1 pseudogene is annotated in these 260 nt (G+C 74.2%); it reads right to left on the bottom strand.

Going from position 1 to position 260, the window contains the following annotated elements:
• A pseudogene (locus SB658_RS25100) lies at positions 1 to 260 on the bottom strand (hypothetical protein); the annotation flags it as partial.

Genomic DNA, 260 nt, shown 5'->3' with positions numbered 1-260 from the left:
CGGCAGGTCATCGGGGTGATAGGCCTCATGCGCGCCGAGCGCCAGGGCGCGTGAGCGCGCGGCCGGATTCGGGTCGACGGCCACCAGCAGTCCCGGCAGGCGGGTCGCGGCCAGTTGGACGAGGCCGAGGCCCATGAAGCCGAGCCCCACGACCGCGACGCGATCACCCGGACGGATGCCGCTGCGGGAGAGCGCCTCCTCGAGGTCGGCGAGTGGCTCTCCGATCACATGCTGCGGCGCGAACCCCGCCGGCACGCGCA

The organism is Bacillus sp. SIMBA_008, assembly GCF_046535495.1.
Classification (GTDB): Bacteria; Bacillota; Bacilli; order Bacillales; family Bacillaceae; genus Bacillus; species Bacillus subtilis.
Note: the sequence above shows the minus strand (reverse complement) of the source record. Positions and strands in the feature narration are given on the sequence as shown.